The 15,933-nt window shown below is 72.6% G+C and carries 14 protein-coding genes and 1 pseudogene; 7 read left to right on the top strand and 8 right to left on the bottom strand.

Going from position 1 to position 15,933, the window contains the following annotated elements:
* Positions 1 to 12: 12 nt before the first annotated feature.
* Entirely contained in the window at positions 13 to 1,440 is a 1,428-nt protein-coding gene (argH, locus tag TNCT6_RS25860) for an argininosuccinate lyase (protein WP_141362647.1), read from the bottom strand.
* A 177-nt stretch (positions 1,441 to 1,617) separates the two neighbouring features.
* On the bottom strand, positions 1,618 to 2,811 hold the full coding sequence (locus TNCT6_RS25855) for an argininosuccinate synthase (protein ID WP_141362645.1): 1,194 nt from the start codon (positions 2,809 to 2,811) through the stop codon (positions 1,618 to 1,620).
* A gap of 352 nt (positions 2,812 to 3,163) precedes the next feature.
* On the opposite strand from TNCT6_RS25855, the gene TNCT6_RS25850 reads away from it, so the two are divergent.
* A complete protein-coding gene (locus TNCT6_RS25850; RefSeq protein WP_141362643.1) occupies positions 3,164 to 3,751 on the top strand; it encodes a pyridoxamine 5'-phosphate oxidase family protein in 588 nt (195 codons plus the stop codon).
* A 3-nt stretch (positions 3,752 to 3,754) separates the two neighbouring features.
* A pseudogene (locus TNCT6_RS25845) lies at positions 3,755 to 4,453 on the top strand (hypothetical protein); the annotation flags it as partial.
* Positions 4,454 to 4,496: 43 nt separating this feature from the next.
* Here the strand turns inward: TNCT6_RS25845 and TNCT6_RS25840 are convergent.
* Positions 4,497 to 6,053, bottom strand: coding sequence for a cell wall metabolism sensor histidine kinase WalK (locus TNCT6_RS25840; protein WP_141362641.1), 1,557 nt, complete (start codon positions 6,051 to 6,053; stop codon positions 4,497 to 4,499).
* 17 nt (positions 6,054 to 6,070) lie between these two features.
* On the bottom strand, positions 6,071 to 6,820 hold the full coding sequence (locus tag TNCT6_RS25835) for a response regulator transcription factor (protein ID WP_141362638.1): 750 nt from the start codon (positions 6,818 to 6,820) through the stop codon (positions 6,071 to 6,073).
* 154 nt (positions 6,821 to 6,974) lie between these two features.
* On the opposite strand from TNCT6_RS25835, the gene TNCT6_RS25830 reads away from it, so the two are divergent.
* The 5 genes from TNCT6_RS25830 (at position 6,975) to TNCT6_RS25810 (ending at position 12,030) form a co-directional block, all read left to right on the top strand.
* Complete coding sequence (locus TNCT6_RS25830) at positions 6,975 to 8,327, top strand: ferric reductase-like transmembrane domain-containing protein (RefSeq protein ID WP_141362636.1); 1,353 nt, start codon at positions 6,975 to 6,977, stop codon at positions 8,325 to 8,327.
* A gap of 7 nt (positions 8,328 to 8,334) precedes the next feature.
* Positions 8,335 to 8,802, top strand: a complete 468-nt coding sequence (locus TNCT6_RS25825) for an FMN-binding protein (protein ID WP_141362634.1) — start codon at positions 8,335 to 8,337, stop codon at positions 8,800 to 8,802.
* 94 nt (positions 8,803 to 8,896) lie between these two features.
* A complete protein-coding gene (locus TNCT6_RS25820) occupies positions 8,897 to 10,279 on the top strand; it encodes a ferric reductase-like transmembrane domain-containing protein (RefSeq protein WP_172633020.1) in 1,383 nt (460 codons plus the stop codon).
* 73 nt (positions 10,280 to 10,352) lie between these two features.
* Positions 10,353 to 11,237, top strand: a complete 885-nt coding sequence (locus tag TNCT6_RS25815; protein ID WP_172633019.1) for an FMN-binding protein — start codon at positions 10,353 to 10,355, stop codon at positions 11,235 to 11,237.
* A 55-nt stretch (positions 11,238 to 11,292) separates the two neighbouring features.
* Positions 11,293 to 12,030 carry an FAD:protein FMN transferase gene (locus TNCT6_RS25810; protein ID WP_373996248.1) on the top strand — a complete coding sequence of 246 codons (738 nt, stop codon included), beginning with the start codon at positions 11,293 to 11,295 and terminating at the stop codon, positions 12,028 to 12,030.
* 24 nt (positions 12,031 to 12,054) lie between these two features.
* On the opposite strand, the gene TNCT6_RS25805 is transcribed toward TNCT6_RS25810, so the two are convergent.
* From TNCT6_RS25805 to argJ, 4 genes are read right to left on the bottom strand one after another with little or no spacing between them, the layout of a single operon-like run.
* Entirely contained in the window at positions 12,055 to 12,594 is a 540-nt protein-coding gene (locus TNCT6_RS25805) for an arginine repressor (RefSeq protein ID WP_100567805.1), read from the bottom strand.
* A 19-nt stretch (positions 12,595 to 12,613) separates the two neighbouring features.
* Entirely contained in the window at positions 12,614 to 13,828 is a 1,215-nt protein-coding gene (locus tag TNCT6_RS25800; RefSeq protein ID WP_141362630.1) for an acetylornithine transaminase, read from the bottom strand.
* A complete protein-coding gene (gene argB, locus TNCT6_RS25795) occupies positions 13,825 to 14,733 on the bottom strand; it encodes an acetylglutamate kinase (protein WP_141362628.1) in 909 nt (302 codons plus the stop codon). The genes TNCT6_RS25800 and argB overlap by 4 nt, the downstream gene beginning before the upstream one ends.
* Complete coding sequence (gene argJ, locus TNCT6_RS25790; protein ID WP_141362626.1) at positions 14,730 to 15,881, bottom strand: bifunctional glutamate N-acetyltransferase/amino-acid acetyltransferase ArgJ; 1,152 nt, start codon at positions 15,879 to 15,881, stop codon at positions 14,730 to 14,732. Before argJ ends, argB begins: the two co-directional genes overlap by 4 nt.
* Positions 15,882 to 15,933 lie beyond the last annotated feature (52 nt).

The raw sequence follows: 15,933 nt of genomic DNA, 5'->3' as shown, positions 1-15,933 counted from the left end.
AAGGCCGGCGAACTACTTCCGGGCGTCCGCCCACTGGTGCTGCGCCGCCACGTCCGCCTTGACCTCGGCGAGCTGGACGGCGACCGCGCTCGGGGCGGTGCCGCCGCGGCCGCTGCGGGAGGCGAGGGCGCCGGGGACGTTGAGGACGGTGCGCACCTCGGGCGTCAGATGGGCGGAGATCTTGGCGAACTGCTCGTCGGTCAGCTCGTCGAGTTCCTTGCCCTCGGCCTCGGCGGCCTTCACGCACTCGCCGGCGACCTCGTGCGCCACCCGGAACGGCACGCCCCGCTTGACCAGCCACTCGGCGATGTCGGTGGCCAGCGAGAAGCCGGCCGGGGCCAGCTCCTCCATGCGCTCGCGGTGCACGGTGAGCGTGGCCATCATGCCGGTGAAGGCCGGCAGCAGGACCTCCAGCTGGTCGCAGGAGTCGAAGACGGGTTCCTTGTCCTCCTGGAGGTCGCGGTTGTACGCCAGCGGCAGGGCCTTCAGGGTGGCGAGCAGCCCGGTCAGGTTTCCGATCAGCCGGCCGGACTTGCCGCGCGCCAGCTCGGCGATGTCCGGGTTCTTCTTCTGCGGCATGATCGACGAGCCGGTGGAGAAGGCGTCGTGCAGGGTCACGAAGGAGAACTCCTTCGTGTTCCAGATGATGACCTCCTCGGCGATCCGGGAGAGGTTCACACCGATCATCGCGGTGACGAAGGCGAACTCCGCGACGAAGTCCCGGGAGGCCGTGCCGTCGATGGAGTTGCCGGCGCTGCCGCGCTCGAAGCCGAGGTCCCGCGCCACCGCCTCCGGGTCCAGGCCGAGGGAGGAACCGGCCAGGGCGCCGGAGCCGTACGGCGACACGGCCGTCCGCACGTCCCACTGGCGCAGCCGCTCGGCGTCCCGCGACAGGGACTGGACGTGCGCGAGGACGTGGTGGGCGAACAGGACCGGCTGGGCGTGCTGGAGGTGGGTGCGGCCGGGCATGGCCACGTCCGGGTGGGCCTCGGCCAGGCCGATGAGCGCGTCCTGGAGGTCGGCGATCAGGCCGCCGATGATCCTGGCGTGGTCGCGCAGGTACATGCGGAAGAGGGTGGCGACCTGGTCGTTGCGGGACCGGCCGGCGCGCAGCTTGCCGCCGAGGTCGGCGCCGAGGCGCTCCAGCAGTCCGCGTTCCAGGGCGGTGTGCACGTCCTCGTCGGCGACGGTGCCGGTGAAGGAGCCGTCGGCGACGTCCGCCTCCAGCTGGTCGAGGCCGGCCAGCATGCGCCGCAGTTCGTCGTCCGTGAGCAGCCCGGCCTTGTGGAGCACGCGCGCGTGGGCGCGGGAGCCGGCGATGTCGTAGGGCGCGAGGCGCCAGTCGAAGTGGACGGACGCGGACAGCTTCGCCAGGGCCTCGGCGGGGCCGTCGGCGAAACGGCCGCCCCAGAGCCGTACGTCACCGCTGTTGCTGCTCACTGCGTTGCTCCTCGGAGATGGCGATGTGCGCGACCGCCTCCCCACCCGTGAGTGAGGAGGCGGTTGTCAGGCTAGTGCGTGCGAGGCGACCCGGCGCCGTGACGCGAGGTCCGCGCCGGGTCGGGGCCCAGGGTCTTTCGTCTGGATCGAGCCCTGCATGATCCGGACGAAAGCCCCCTAGGCCAGGTCGCGCCGTGCGGCGATCTGCGACGACAGGCTGTAGATGTCGATGAAGCCCTTGGCGGCGGACTGGTCGAAGGTGTCGCCGGTGTCGTAGGTGGCGAGGTTGAAGTCGTACAGCGACTCCTGGGAGCGCCGGCCCGTGACGACCGCGCGGCCGCCGTGCAGGGTCATGCGGACGTCGCCGGAGACGTGCTGGTTGGCCTCGTTGATGAAGCCGTCCAGGGCGCGCTTGAGCGGGGAGAACCACTGGCCGTCGTAGACCAGTTCGCCCCAGCGCTGCTCGACCTGCCGCTTGTAGCGGGCGAGTTCACGCTCGACCGTGACGTTCTCCAGCTCCTGGTGGGCGGTGATCAGGGCGATCGCGCCGGGAGCCTCGTACACCTCGCGGGACTTGATGCCGACGAGGCGGTCCTCGACCATGTCGATCCGGCCGATGCCCTGGGCGCCGGCGCGCTCGTTGAGCTGCTGGATGGCCTGGAGGACGGAGACGGGCTTGCCGTCGATGGCGACCGGGACGCCCTCCTTGAAGGTGATGATCACCTCGTCGGCCTCACGGGCGACGGCCGGGTTCTGGGTGTACTCGTAGATGTCCTCGATCGGCGCGTTCCAGATGTCCTCGAGGAAGCCGGTCTCCACGGCGCGGCCGAAGACGTTCTGGTCGATGGAGTACGGGGACTTCTTGGTGGTCGCGATCGGGAGGTTCTTCTCCTCGCAGAACGCGATGGCCTTGTCCCGGGTCATCGCGTAGTCGCGGACCGGGGCGATGCACTTCAGGTCGGGGGCCAGGGCGACGATGCCGGCCTCGAAGCGGACCTGGTCGTTGCCCTTGCCGGTGCAGCCGTGGGCGACGATGCCGGCGCCGTGCTTCTGGGCGGCGGCGACCAGGTGCTTGACGATCGTCGGCCGCGACAGCGCGGAGACCAACGGGTAGCGGTCCATGTAGAGGGCGTTGGCCTTGATCGCCGGGAGGCAGTACTCGTCGGCGAACTCGTCCTTGGCGTCGGCGACCTCTGCCTCGACGGCACCGCAGGCGAGCGCGCGCTTGCGGATGACGTCCAGGTCCTCGCCGCCCTGGCCGACGTCGACCGCAACGGCGATGACCTCGGCGCCCGTCTCCTCGGCGATCCAGCCGATGGCGACGGAGGTGTCCAGACCGCCCGAGTAGGCGAGTACGACGCGCTCGGTCACGGGATTCTCCTCACACTGCATTCGCTGATATGCATGAGTATGCAGAACTCTGCATGGTTCGTCAATCTCATCCGGGGCGCGTCGCGGCACCAGGGGATTCGCAAGGTGCTTTCGGAACTCGCCCGTCACTCCCTGAACGAGCGCAACCGCTTCCGCGTATCTCCCGGCGAACACGGGCGCCCCGGCCGCCGGACCCCGGGCGCCTGCCCCCGGCCGCCTGCACCTCACCCCGTGAGGTGACAGGCAGCCGTGGCCGCCCCGAGGAAGCGCCGGCCGGGGCGGCCACGGTGGGCCCTGAGGAGGCCGCAATTCCTTAGACAGGCGAAAGAACTTTCCCGGATAATCGTTGGACATGGGAAAGACGTATGAGCGCATAGACGGCAGGCTGCGCACGTTCATCGAGCGGCAGCCCCTCTTCTTCACCGCGACCGCCCCGCTCTCCGGCGACGGCACGGTCAACCTCTCCCCCAAGGGCCTCAAGGGCTCCTTCGCGGTGCTCGACGAGCACACCGTGGCCTACCTGGACTTCGCCGGGTCCAACGCGGAGACCATCGCCCACCTGCGTGAGAACGGCCGGATCACCCTGATGTGGTGCGCCTTCCAGGGCCCGCCCAGCATCGTGCGCGTCCACGGCCGGGGCGAGCCCGTCTTCCGCGACGACCCTCGCTTCGGTGAACTCCTCGCCCGTTTCCCCGACATCGATCCGGCCGCCCACGGGCTTCGCGCGATCATCGTCGTACACGCCGAACTGGTGCGGGACACCTGCGGATACGCGGTCCCCTTCATGGCGTACGAGGCGGACCGCGATCTGCACGGCAGGCGCTTCGCGCGCGAGGACGACGCCTCGCTGAGCGACTACTTCACCAGGAAGGAGCACGTGGCCACCAGCCTGGACGGACTGCCCGGACTGCCGTTGCCGCTGCCGCCGTCCACGGTCTGAGCCATGCGCCCCGGTGTCGCCGCGCTCCTCGCCGCCCTGTCCCTCCTCGCTCTCGGTGCCGCGCCCGCGGGCGAGGTGGTGCCGCTGCCGGCGCGGATGCGGGACACCGGCGGCGGCTCCCAGCTGATCACCGCTCAGGCGGCCCGCGCCGGAGCCACGTCGGGCACCGTCACGTGGTGGGACCTGCACGGCGGACGCTGGGTGCGGGCCGGTTCGGCGCCGGCCCGGTTCGGCGCGAAGGGGCTCGTCGAGGGCATGGAGCGGCGGCAGGAGACGTACACGACGCCGACCGGGCTGTACCACCTGCCGTTCGCCTTCGGCGTCCAGTCCGCGCCGGGCGGGACCCGGCTGCGGTACCGGCGGGTGGGCCCGGACTCCTGGTCGTGCCAGGACAACGGCTCGCGTTCCTGCAACCGCTGGACCCAGCCGCGCCCCGCGGACTGCCGGGCCACCGAGTCCGAGCACCTGGTGGCGTACCCGAGGCAGTACGCGCACGCGCTTGTCATCGGGTTCAACCACTCCCGTCCGGTGCGCGGCCGGGGGGCGGGCATCTTCCTGCACGTCAACGGGCCCGGGGCGACGGCCGGCTGTGTGCCGGTGCCGCGTGAGGCCATGCGGCGGATCCTGGCGTGGGCGGATCCCGCGCGCCGGCCGCACATCGCGATCGGCACGGCGGGCGGCGCGACCGCGATCAGCCGTTACCGACTCAGGGGCTTTCGTCCGGATCAGGCCGGATCAGGCCGGATCAGGCCGGATCAGGCTTGCGAGCCCGGCGTGATCCGGGCGGAAGATCCTGGACGCCACCCGCCGGCAGCCGGACGGTGAAGGCCGTGGAGCCGGGGCGGCTGTCCAGACCGACACCGCCGCCGTGGGCCTCCGTCACGGCGGCCACGATCGACAGGCCCAGGCCGGCCCCGGCGCCGCCGAAGGAGTCGGTGCGGCGGCGGTCGGCCCGGGTGAAGCGCTCGAAGACACCGGGCTGGACCTCCTCGGGGACGCCGGGCCCGTCGTCGTGCACCCGCAGCACGGCCGTGGCGGCGCTCTCCGGGTCCGCCTCCCGGTCGCACTCCAGGTCCAGGGACACCGTCACCTTGGTGCCCGCGGGCGTGTGCGCACGCGCGTTGGCCAGCAGGTTGGCCAGCACCTGCTGGAGCCGGTGCGCGTCACCGGTCACCGTCACCGGTTCCTCCGGCAGCTCCAGCGTCCAGCGGTGCTCCGGACCCGCGGCCCGGGCGTCCGTCACCGCGTCCAGGACCAGTCGGGTCAGGTCGACCGGGTGGCGGTCCAGGGGACGCCCGGCGTCCAGCCGGGCCAGGAGCAGCATCTCGTCGACCATCTCGCCCATGCGCGCGGACTCGGCGGCGATGCGTTCCAGGGCCCGGGTGACCTCGGGCGGCACCGGCCCCGGGTGCAGCAGGGCGAGCTCGGCGTGGCCGCGCACCGTGGCGACCGGGGTGCGCAGTTCGTGGCTGGCGTCGGCGGCGAATCCGCGCAGCCGCTCCTCGCTGGCGTGCCGTTTGGTCAGCGCGTCCTCGACGTGGTGGAGCATCCGGTTGAAGGCGGCGCCGACCCGCCCGACCTCGCTGCGCGGGTCGGCGCGCGGCGCGCGGGGCGGCAGCGTCACCTCGCCGCTGGCGAGCGGCAGCTCGCTGACCCGGGCGGCGGTTTCCGCGACCCGGGTCAGCGGCCGCAGCGACCAGCGCACCCACAGGGCGCCCGCGACCCCGGCGACGGCCAGGGCCAGGGCGGAGACGATCCCCGCGACCAGTTCGAGGCGGTGGACCGCGGCCCGCACCGGCGCCATCGGCAGCCCGGTGACCAGCACGTCGCCGTCCCGGCCCGGCCAGGCCGCCAGCCGGTACTCACCCAGGTCGGACAGGCGCACCGTGCGCCCGCCGCGGTCCACCGGGAGCGCGGCCAGCGCCCCGCGGTCGGCGCCGGTGAGGGTGACGTCGAAGCCGGGACGTGACTCGGAGGGGACCATGGCCGCGTGGGTCACCGTGCCGCCGAGGAGCCGCGCACCGAAGGTGCCGGCGGCCTGGCGGCGGGTGTCGCCGCGCTCGTCGCCGTCGTGGTCCGAGGGCTTGGCGGGCGTGACGGTGCCGTGCTCCAGGCTCTCCGGGAAGCCCGGACCGGCCTGCTGGAGCTGCTGGTCGATCCGGCCGGTGAGGAAGCCGTCCAGTTCGAGGACCGCGGCCACGCCGACGGCGGCGCAGCCGACGGCCAGCAGCACCACCAGGCCGAAGGTGAGCCGGGCCCGCAGGGTGCGCGGCCGGGGCAGCCGCGGTGTCCGCGTTGCCATCGCCCGCCGCGGCACGGTCACCGTACCGCCGGCTTCAGCACGTACCCGGCCCCGCGCACCGTGTGGATCATGGGCTCGCGGCCGGCGTCCACCTTCTTGCGCAGGTACGAGATGTACAGCTCCACCACATGGGCCTGGCCGCCGAAGTCGTAGGACCACACACGGTCGAGGATCTGCGCCTTGCTCAGCACCCGGCGCGGGTTCTGCATCAGGAAGCGCAGCAACTCGAACTCGGTCGGGGACAGCTCGATCAGCTCTCCCGCCCGGGTGACCTCGCGGGCGTCCTCGTCCATGACCAGGTCGCCCACGGTCAGCCGCGGGCCGTCCGCCGGCTGCCGGGCCATGCCGGCGCGGCGCAGCAGTCCGCGCAGCCGGGCGACCACCTCCTCCAGGCTGAACGGCTTGGTCACGTAGTCGTCGCCGCCCGCGGTGATCCCCGCGACACGGTCCTCCACCGCGTCCCGCGCCGTGAGGAAGAGCACACAGACGTCCGGCTGCGCGGCGTGCAGCTCACGCAGCACGGCGAATCCGTCGGTGTCCGGGAGCATCACGTCGAGGACGACGGCGTCGGGCCGCACCTCGCGCGCCGCGGCGACGGCCGAGGCCCCGTCGCCCGCGGCGCGCACCTCCCAGCCCTGGTAGCGCAGGGCTCCGCAGAGCACTTCGGCGAGGTCGGGGTCGTCGTCGACGACGAGGACGCGCACGGGGGTGCCGTCGAGGCGGGTGAGGGCGGGCAGGCCGGGAGGGCTCGGGCGGAAGGTGTTCATGGCCCCTCCAGCATCGCCGGTCCCCGGCCCGGACGGCGAGGGAGGACCCTCTGAGTTTTCTGTGAGTGGGCCCACTCTGCCCGCGGCTCAGAGCTTCCTCAGAGGTTCGCCCCGCACAGTGGCGTCCTGGACCGGCGAAGGGACGGGAGAGCGGATGACCACGGTGTACGAGCGGCGGGCGGCACCGCCCGTGCCACTGGCGCCCCGGCGCTCCCCGGCGGGCGCGGTGCTGGCGCTGCTGTGGTCCGGTGCGGCCGCGGTGGTCCTCCTGTGGTGGTTCGACACCGCCTCCGTCGTGGGCGCGGCGGGCTGGCTGACCGGCGCCGGGCGGATCGCGGGCCTGCTGTGCGGGTACGCCTGCGCGGTGCTGGTGGGCCTGATGGCGCGGGTGCCGCTGCTGGAGCGCCGGATCGGCTCGGACCGGGTGGCGCGCTGGCACGCGATGGCCGGCCGCTACACGGTGTGCCTGCTGGTCGTGCACGTGGTGCTGATCCTCGCCGGGTACGCCGCGCAGGACGGCTTCTCCGTTCTGCGCGAGGCGGTCACGGTGGTGCTGGACTACCCGGAGATGCTGAAGGCCACCGCCGGGACCGTGATCCTCTTCGCCGTCGGCGTCACCTCGGCGCGCGCGGTGCGCCGCCGGACCGGTCACGAGTTCTGGTACTACACGCACCTGCTCACCTACGCCGCCGTCTTCCTGGCCTTCGGCCACCAGGTGGCGCTGGGCGCCGAGTTCACCGGTCACGTCCTGGCCACGGCGGCCTGGTACGCGCTGTACCTGGGCGTCGCGGCCCTGGTGGTGTGGTTCCGGATCCTGGTCCCGGTACGGCTCAACCTGCGCCACCGGATGCGGGTCGAGCTGGTCCACAAGGAGGCGCCGGGCGTGTACTCCGTCGTCGTGCGCGGCCACCGGCTGGACGAACTGGGCGCGCTGCCGGGGCAGTTCTTCCGCTGGCGGTTCCTCGCCGAGGGCATGGCCTGGACGTCGACGCCGTACTCCCTGTCGGCACCGCCCCGCCCGGACCTGCTGCGCATCACGGTGAAGGCGCTCGGCGACCACAGCGCGGCCGTGCCGCTGCTGCGGCCGGGCACCCGGGTGTGGGCGGAGGGCCCCTACGGGTCGATGACCGCCGACCGGCGCTCCTCGCACAAGTCCCTGCTGATCGCTGCCGGGGTCGGTATCACGCCGCTGCGGGCGCTGTTCGAGACGCTGCCCGGTGACGTCACCCTGCTGTACCGGGCACGTACGGCCGAAGACCTCGCCCTGGGCGGTGAGTTGGAGGCCATAGCGCGCGGGCGCGGGGCCCGGGTGCTGTGCGCGCTCAACGGCCCGCGCGGCGAACGCCCCCGCCTCACCGCGGAGTCCCTGAGCGCGGCCGTCCCCGACCTGGCCGGGCACGACGTGTACCTCTGCGGTCCGCACGCCTTCGCCCGGGACCTGTACGAGGTGCTGCGCGCCGCCGGGGTTCCGGACCGCCGTATCCACCACGAGTCGTTCGAGCTGTGAGGCCCTGTTGCACGCGCTGAGGAAGAACCGTCCGCTGCGCCGCGTCGTGCTGGCGAGCGCCGCCACCGTCTCCGGACTGGTGATGCTGCTGTCGCTCAAGCCGCACACGCCGCCGCAGATCGCCGCGGATCCCGCGCCGGCCCCGTCCAGCGGTTCCAGCACGTCCGGCGGGACCGGCGGGGCCGGCCGGTCCACCGGTACCAGGTCCGTCACCGGTGAGACGGTGCAGACCCGCTGGGGTCCGGTCCAGGTGCGGGTCACGCTCGTCGACGGCCGGATCACCGACGTGACGGCGCTCGCCCAGCCCTCGGACAACCCGCGGGACCGGGAGATCAGCGGCTACGCCATCCCCCAGCTGCGCAGGGAGACGCTGACCGCGCAGAGCGCGAGCATCGACACCGTCTCGGGGGCGACGTACACCAGTGACGGATACCGCCGCTCGCTCCAGTCCGCGCTGGACGCGGCCCGGAGCTGAACCTCGACCGGACACTGAACGCGGGGCCGCCGTGGCACGTATTCCAGGGCCAAGGGACCACGCCGCCGCCCTTGACCCCGTCCGCGGAGGAACCGTGACCAGCACGCTCGCAGGAGGCCGCGCCGCCCGGCGCCAGACGATGCGCCGCATCCGGCCGCGCCGCTCCCCCGCCGTCCCGCTGCTGACCGCCGTCTGGGCGGGCGCGGCGGGCGTCGTCTGGCTGTGGTGGATGAACACCCCGTCCATCGACGGCACCGCCGGGAGGGTCCTGAACGCGGGCCGGATCACCGGCCTGCTCGCCGGCTACCTCATGGCGCTGGTCGTGCTCCAGATGGCGCGGGTGCCGGCCCTGGAGCGGCGGGTGGGCTCCGACCGGGTCGCGCGCTGGCACGCCATGACCGGCCGGTACACGCTGTGCCTGGTCCTCGCGCACGTCTTCCTCACCATGTGGGGCTACGCGCTGCTGGGCGGCAAGTCGCTCGGCGACATCGTGGCGCAGACCGTCGAGTCCGTCGAGCAGCTGCCCGACATGGGCAAGGCCGCGATCGGCACCGGTCTGCTGGTGGTCGTCGGACTGGTCTCGATCGGCCCGGTGCGCCGTCGGATGCCGTACGACACGTGGTACCACGTGCACCTGCTCACCTATGCCGCGGTGTTCCTGACGTTCTGGCACCAGATCACCACCGGCAACGACTTCGCCGTGGAACCGGCCGCCAGGGCCTTCTGGTACGGCCTGTACGGCGCGGTGACCGCGCTGGTGATCTGGTACCGGATCCTCACCCCGATCCGGCTGAACCTGCGCCACCGCATGCGGGTGGAGGCGGTGATCGAGGAGACGCCGGGCATCGTGTCGGTGCTGATCGGCGGCAAAAGGCTGCACCGGATGGGCGCGGAGGCCGGGCAGTTCTTCCGCTGGCGGTTCCTGGCACCCGGCATGCGGTTCTCCTCCCACCCGTACTCCCTGTCGGCGGCGCCCCGTCCGGACCTGCTGCGCATCACCGTGAAGGCGATCGGCGACCACAGCGCCGGGCTGCGCGAACTCACCCCCGGAAGCCGGGTGTGGGCGGAGGGGCCGTACGGCGCGCTGACCGCGTCCCGGCGCAGCCGCGGCAAGGTGCTGCTGGTGGCGGGCGGGGTGGGCATCACGCCGATGCGGGCGCTGTTCGAGACGCTGCCCGGCGCGGCCGGTGACATCACGCTGCTGTACCGGGCCAACAGCACGCAGGACCTGGCCCTGTGGGGCGAACTGGCGAAGATCGCCGACGAGCGCGGCGCCCGGCTGATGTACGCGGTGAACAGCCCGGACGGGGAGCGCCCCGACATCTCCGCCGAGTCGCTGCGCCGCAAGATCGCCGACATCGACCGTCACGACGTCTTCATGTGCGGCCCGCCCGGCTTCGCGCAGTCGGTGTACGAGGCACTGCGCGGCGCGGGTGTCCCCGCCCGCCGCATCCATCACGAGTCGTTCGAGATGTGAGCGACGGAACGCGGAACGGCCGCGGAAACCAGATGACTTACGGGACTCACGGGAATTCAGGAGCTCATCGGCGATGAGGAAGAGCCACCCCATCCGACGTGCCGTGCTGGCCGGCGCCGCGACCGTGTCCGGCATCGTGCTGCTGCTGTCGCTGAAGCCGGCCTCCGACCCGGCCTCCGCCTCGGCGGCCGGCGCGGCGCCGCAACGGACCGCGGCGGCGCAGGAGTCGCCACAGGGCGGCAGCGGCGCGCAGCGGACGGGCACGCAGTCCGTGACCGGCGACGTGGCCCGGACCCAGTACGGCGACGTGCAGGTCCGGCTGACCGTCAGCGGCGGCAGGATCACCGCGGCGGAGGCGGTACAGGCACCGCAGGGCGGGGTCAGCGGCCAGAAGAGCGATCTGGCCGTCCCCAGGCTCAACCAGGAGGCCGTGACCGCGCAGAGCGCCGACATCGACACCGTCTCCGGGGCGACCTACACCAGCGGCGGCTACAAGAAGTCCCTCCAGTCGGCACTCGACAAGGTGAAGGCGGACAGTTCGGCGTCCGGGCAGGCCTCCGGTCCGGCATCCGGGCAGGCCTCCGGTCCGGCATCCGGGCAGGCCTCCGGTCCGGCATCCGGGCAAGCCCCCGGTTCGCCTTCCGGCTCGTCCTCCTCGGGGGCCGCCGGCTCGCAAGCCGCGCAGACCCGTACCGTCACGGGCGAGGCCGCACAGACCCAGTACGGCCCGGTGCAGGTCCGGATCACGGTCAGCGGCGGCAGGATCACCAAGGCCGAGACGGTACAGGCACCGCAGGGCGGGGTCAGCGGCCAGAAGAGCGACCTCGCCGTCCCCAGGCTCAACCAGGAGGCCGTGACCGCGCAGAGCGCCGACATCGACACCGTCTCCGGGGCGACCTACACCAGCGGCGGCTACAAGAAGTCCCTCCAGTCGGCACTCGACAAGGCGGGTGGCTGAGGCCATGTCCGGTTCGGCGCAGGGTCCCGCCGCGGTGCGGCACGCGGAGGAGGTCATGGGGACCGTCTTCTCCTTCGACGTGCGCGGCGGTCGGTCCGACGCGGTGGCGGCGGCCCTGGACGAGGCGATCGCCGGGCTGCACCGCGCCGACGAGGTGTTCAGCACCTACCGCGACGACAGCCAGCTCTCCCGCCTGGCGCGCGGCGAGCTGACCGTGGCGGAGTGCGACCCCGAGGTCGCCGAGGTGCTCGAACTGGGCGCCGAGGCCGAACGGGTCAGCGAGGGCTGGTTCAGCCTGCGCTACCAGGGGAGCCTGGATCCGACCGGGATCGTCAAGGGCTGGGCCGCCGAACGGGCCGCCCGGCGGATCGCGGCGGCGGGGGTGAGCGGGGTCAGCGTGAACGGCGGCGGAGACGTGCAGTTGCTCGGCTCCCCCGACACGCAGCGGCCCTGGCGCGTAGGCGTCTCGGACCCCCTGCGCCCCGGCGGGCTCGCGGCGGTGGTCTCCGCGGCGGGTACGAGCGAGCTGGCGGTGGCGACATCGGGCACGGCCGAGCGCGGCGCCCACATCGTCGACCCGGGCACCGGCAGGTCAGCGGTCACCGACCTGGTCGCGGTCACCGTGGTCGCCCCCAGCCTGACCTGGGCGGACTGCTGGGCGACGGCCGCGTTCGCCATGGGCTCCCGCGAGGGCCTGGCCTGGCTGGAGTCGTTGCCGGACGTGGAGGCGCTGCTGATCACGGCGGGCGACGAGGTCAGGTGCACGCACGGGCTCGCCGCCCGCCTGGGCTGAGGTCCGGCCGGCCCCGCGCCGAGCTCACTGGCCGTTCTGCGCCAGCCTCAGCAGGTGGTCCGCCAGCGCCTGTCCCCCCGTGGGGTCCCGGCTGATCAGCAGCAGCGTGTCGTCGCCGGCGATGGTCCCCAGGATGTCGTGCAGCTCGGCCTGGTCGATGGCCGAGGCGAGGAACTGCGCCGCCCCCGGAGGCGTCCGCAGGACCACGAGGTTGGCGGAGGCCTCCGCGGAGATCAGCAGCTCCTGCGAGAGCCGCCGCATCCGCTCCTCCTTCACCGACTCCCCCAGCGGTGCGCGCGGAGTGCGGAAACCGCCCTCGCTGGGCACCGCGTAGATGAGGTCGCCGTCGGTGTTGCGGATCTTCACCGCGTTCAGCTCGTCCAGGTCGCGGGAGAGCGTCGCCTGGGTGACGCTCAGCCCGTCGTCTGCCAGCAGCTTCGCCAACTGGCTCTGGGAGCGCACTGGTTGCCGGTTGAGGATGTCCACGATCCGGCGGTGGCGGGCGGTGCGGGTCTGCGGCACCGCAGGCCCGGCCTCGGTCTGACCGTTCTGCGCCTGACTCATCGTCGTCTCAATCTCCGGATCATCCGTCCCCGTTTGCCACGTCCAGGACGCCGGGCAGCGCTCCGAGGAAGGCGTCCACCTCGTCGTCGCCCAGGTTCAGCGGCGGCATCAGCCGTACGACGTCGGGGGCGGGCGCGTTCACCAGGAAACCGGCCTCCTGAGCCGCCTGCTGCACCTGGGGCGCGCGCGGCTCGGTGAGCACGATACCCAGCAGCAGGCCCGCGCCCCTGACGTGGGCGACCAGCGGGTGGTCCAGTGACTCGATCCCCTCGCGCAGCTTCTCGCTCTGCCGCTTGACGTTCTCCAACAGCCCCTCGCCCGCGATCGTGTCCAGGACGGCGAGTCCGGCGGCGCAGGCGACCGGGTTGCCGCCGAAGGTCGTACCGTGCTGACCGGGCTGGAGCAGGTCGCCGGCGCGCCCGAAGGCGACGGTGGCGCCGAGCGGCAGTCCGCCGCCCAGGCCCTTGGCGAGCGTGACGACGTCCGGCAGGACGCCCTCGTGGGCCTGGTACTCGAACCAGTGCCCGGTGCGCCCGACCCCGGTCTGCACCTCGTCGAGGACCAGCAGCGAACCGGTGGCCGCCGTGATCGCCCTGGCCGCCTTCAGATAGCCGGGCGGGGGCACCACGACCCCGTTCTCGCCCTGGATGGGCTCGATGACGACGAGGGCGGTCTCCTCGGTGACCGCGGCGGCCAGGGCCCGCGCGTCCCCGTAGGGCACGTGGGTGACCTCGCCGGGCAGCGGCAGGAACGGCTCCTGCTTGCCGGGCTGTCCGGTGAGCGCGAGGGCGCCCATCGTCCGGCCGTGGAAGCCGCCCTCGGTGGCGACCATGTGCGGCCGCCCGGTCAGCCGGCCGATCTTGAAGGCGCCCTCGTTGGCCTCGGCGCCGGAGTTGCAGAAGAACACCTTGCCGTCCCGGCCGAAGAGCTGGAGCAGCCGTTCGGCCAGGGCGACGGGCGGTTCGGCGATGAACAGGTTGGAGACATGGCCGAGGGAGGCGATCTGCCGGCCGACCGCCTCCACGACTGCGGGATGGGCGTGGCCGAGCGCGTTGACCGCGATACCGCCGACGAAGTCGACGTACTCCCGGCCGTCGGCGTCCCACAGTTTCGCGCCCGCACCGCGGACGAGGGCGAGCCGCGGGGTGCCGTAGTTGTTCATGAGCGCGCCCTGCCAGCGCGCGGCCAGTGCCTGGTTGCCCGTCTCCTGATCACGCACGTCCTGGTTGCTCACGACTCCCCCTGTTCGTCCGGCACGACCATCGTGCCGATGCCCTCGTCGGTGAAGATCTCCAGCAGGATCGAGTGCTGGACCCGGCCGTCGATGACGCGGGCGGTGGTCACGCCGCCGCGCACCGCGTGCAGGCAGCCCTGCATCTTCGGCACCATGCCGGAGGACAGCTCCGGCAGCAGCTTCTCCAGCTCGCTCGCGGTCAGGCGGCTGATCACCTCGTCGGAGTTCGGCCAGTCCTCGTAGAGGCCCTCGACGTCGGTGAGGACCATGAGGGTCTCGGCGCCCAGTGCCGCGGCGAGCGCCGCGGCCGCCGTATCGGCGTTGACGTTGTAGACGTGCCCGTCGTCCTCGGAACGGGCGATCGAGGACACGACCGGGATGCGGCCGTCGGCGAGCAGCGCCTCGATCGCGCCGGTGTCGATCGCGGTGATCTCGCCCACCCGCCCGATGTCGACCGGCTCGCCGTCGATCTCGGGGGTGTGCTTGGTGGCGGTGATGGTGTGGGCGTCCTCGCCGGTGAGGCCGACGGCGAAGGGCCCGTGCTGGTTGAGCAGGCCCACCAGCTCCCGCTGCACCTGCCCGGCGAGCACCATCCGCACGACGTCCATGGCCTCCTCGGTGGTGACCCGCAGACCCGCCTTGAACTCGCTGACGATGCCGTGCCGCTCGAGCGCCCGGCTGATCTGGGGGCCGCCGCCGTGCACGACGACGGGCCTGAGGCCGGCGTGCCGCAGGAAGACGACGTCCTGGGCGAAGGCGGCCTTCAGCTCCTCGTCCACCATGGCGTTGCCGCCGAACTTGATGACGACGATCTTGCCGTGGTGCCGGGTCAGCCAGGGCAGCGCCTCGACGAGGATCTTCGCCTTGGGGAGCGCGGTGTGTTTGCGAGTGGTTGCGGAGCTCATGAGGAGTACGCGCTGTTCTCGTGGACGTAGTCGGCGGTGAGGTCGTTGGTCCAGATGGTGGCGGTCTGGGCGCCGGCGGCGAGGTCGGCCACGATGTGGACCTCGCGGTAGCGCATGTCGACCTTCGCGCGGTCCTCGCCGACGCCGCCGTTCTTGCAGACCCAGACGCCGTTGATGGCGACGTTGAGCCGGTCGGGCTCGAAGGCGGCCCTGGTGGTGCCGATCGCCGAGAGGACGCGGCCCCAGTTGGGGTCCTCGCCGTGGATGGCGCACTTGAGGAGGTTGTTGCGGGCGATGGAGCGGCCCACCTCCACGGCGTCCTCCTCGGTCGCGGCGCCCACCACCTCGACCTTGATGTCCTTGCTGGCGCCCTCGGCGTCCCGGATGAGCTGCTGCCCGAGGTCGTCGCACACCGCCCGTACGGCCTCGGCGAACTCCGCGTACGGCGGGGTGACCCCGGAGGCGCCGGAGGCGAGCAGCAGCACGGTGTCGTTGGTGGACATGCAGCCGTCGGAGTCGACCCGGTCGAAGGTGACCCTGGTGGCGGCGCGCAGCGCCTGGTCGAGCACGTCGGACTCGAGGTCGGCGTCCGTGGTGAGGACCACGAGCATGGTGGCCAGGCCCGGGGCGAGCATGCCCGCGCCCTTGGCCATACCGCCGACGGTCCAGCCGTCCTTGGTCACCACAAACGTCTTGTGGACGGTGTCGGTGGTCTTGATGGCGATGGCGGCCTTCTCGCCGCCGTGCTCGGAGAGCCGGGCGGCGGCCGTCTCGATGCCCGGCAGCAGCTTGTCCATGGGCAGCAGGACGCCGATCAGTCCGGTGGAGCAGACCGCGACCTCGATGGCGCCGACACCGAGCACGTCGGCGGCCTTCTCGGCGGTGGCGTGGGTGTCCTGGAAGCCCTTGGAGCCGGTGCAGGCGTTGGCGCCGCCGGAGTTGAGGACGACCGCGGAGAGTCTGCCGTCCTTGAGGACCTGCTCGGACCACTGCACCGGGGCGGCCTTGACGCGGTTGGAGGTGAAGACGCCCGCGGCGGCGCGGCGGGGGCCGGTGTTGACCACGAGGGCCAGGTCCGGGTTGCCGCTCTCCTTGATCCCGGCGGCGATGCCCGCCGCCTGGAACCCCTTGGCTGCCGTGACGCTCACTGCATCTCCCTGTTCGCCGCGCCGCGGTAGCGGCTGATGTCACTGCCGCCCG

Source organism: Streptomyces sp. 6-11-2, from assembly GCF_006540305.1.
In the GTDB taxonomy this organism is placed as follows: domain Bacteria; phylum Actinomycetota; class Actinomycetes; order Streptomycetales; family Streptomycetaceae; genus Streptomyces.
The sequence above is the reverse complement of the archived record's forward strand: the minus strand, read 5'-3'. Positions and strand labels throughout refer to the sequence as shown.

What these genes read in the sequence shown, in the direction of transcription:
- argB (WP_141362628.1), bottom strand. Translation starts at nt 14,733, where the DNA reads ATGAGCTCCGCAACCACTCGCAAACACACCGCGCTCCCCAAGGCGAAG.
- TNCT6_RS25850 (WP_141362643.1), top strand. Translation starts at nt 3,164, where the DNA reads ATGGGAAAGACGTATGAGCGCATAGACGGCAGGCTGCGCACGTTCATC.
- TNCT6_RS25835 (WP_141362638.1), bottom strand. Translation starts at nt 6,820, where the DNA reads ATGAACACCTTCCGCCCGAGCCCTCCCGGCCTGCCCGCCCTCACCCGC.
- TNCT6_RS25805 (WP_100567805.1), bottom strand. Translation starts at nt 12,594, where the DNA reads ATGAGTCAGGCGCAGAACGGTCAGACCGAGGCCGGGCCTGCGGTGCCG.
- TNCT6_RS25810 (WP_373996248.1), top strand. Translation starts at nt 11,293, where the DNA reads ATGGGGACCGTCTTCTCCTTCGACGTGCGCGGCGGTCGGTCCGACGCG.
- TNCT6_RS25830 (WP_141362636.1), top strand. Translation starts at nt 6,975, where the DNA reads ATGACCACGGTGTACGAGCGGCGGGCGGCACCGCCCGTGCCACTGGCG.
- TNCT6_RS25840 (WP_141362641.1), bottom strand. Translation starts at nt 6,053, where the DNA reads ATGGCAACGCGGACACCGCGGCTGCCCCGGCCGCGCACCCTGCGGGCC.
- TNCT6_RS25815 (WP_172633019.1), top strand. Translation starts at nt 10,353, where the DNA reads ATGAGGAAGAGCCACCCCATCCGACGTGCCGTGCTGGCCGGCGCCGCG.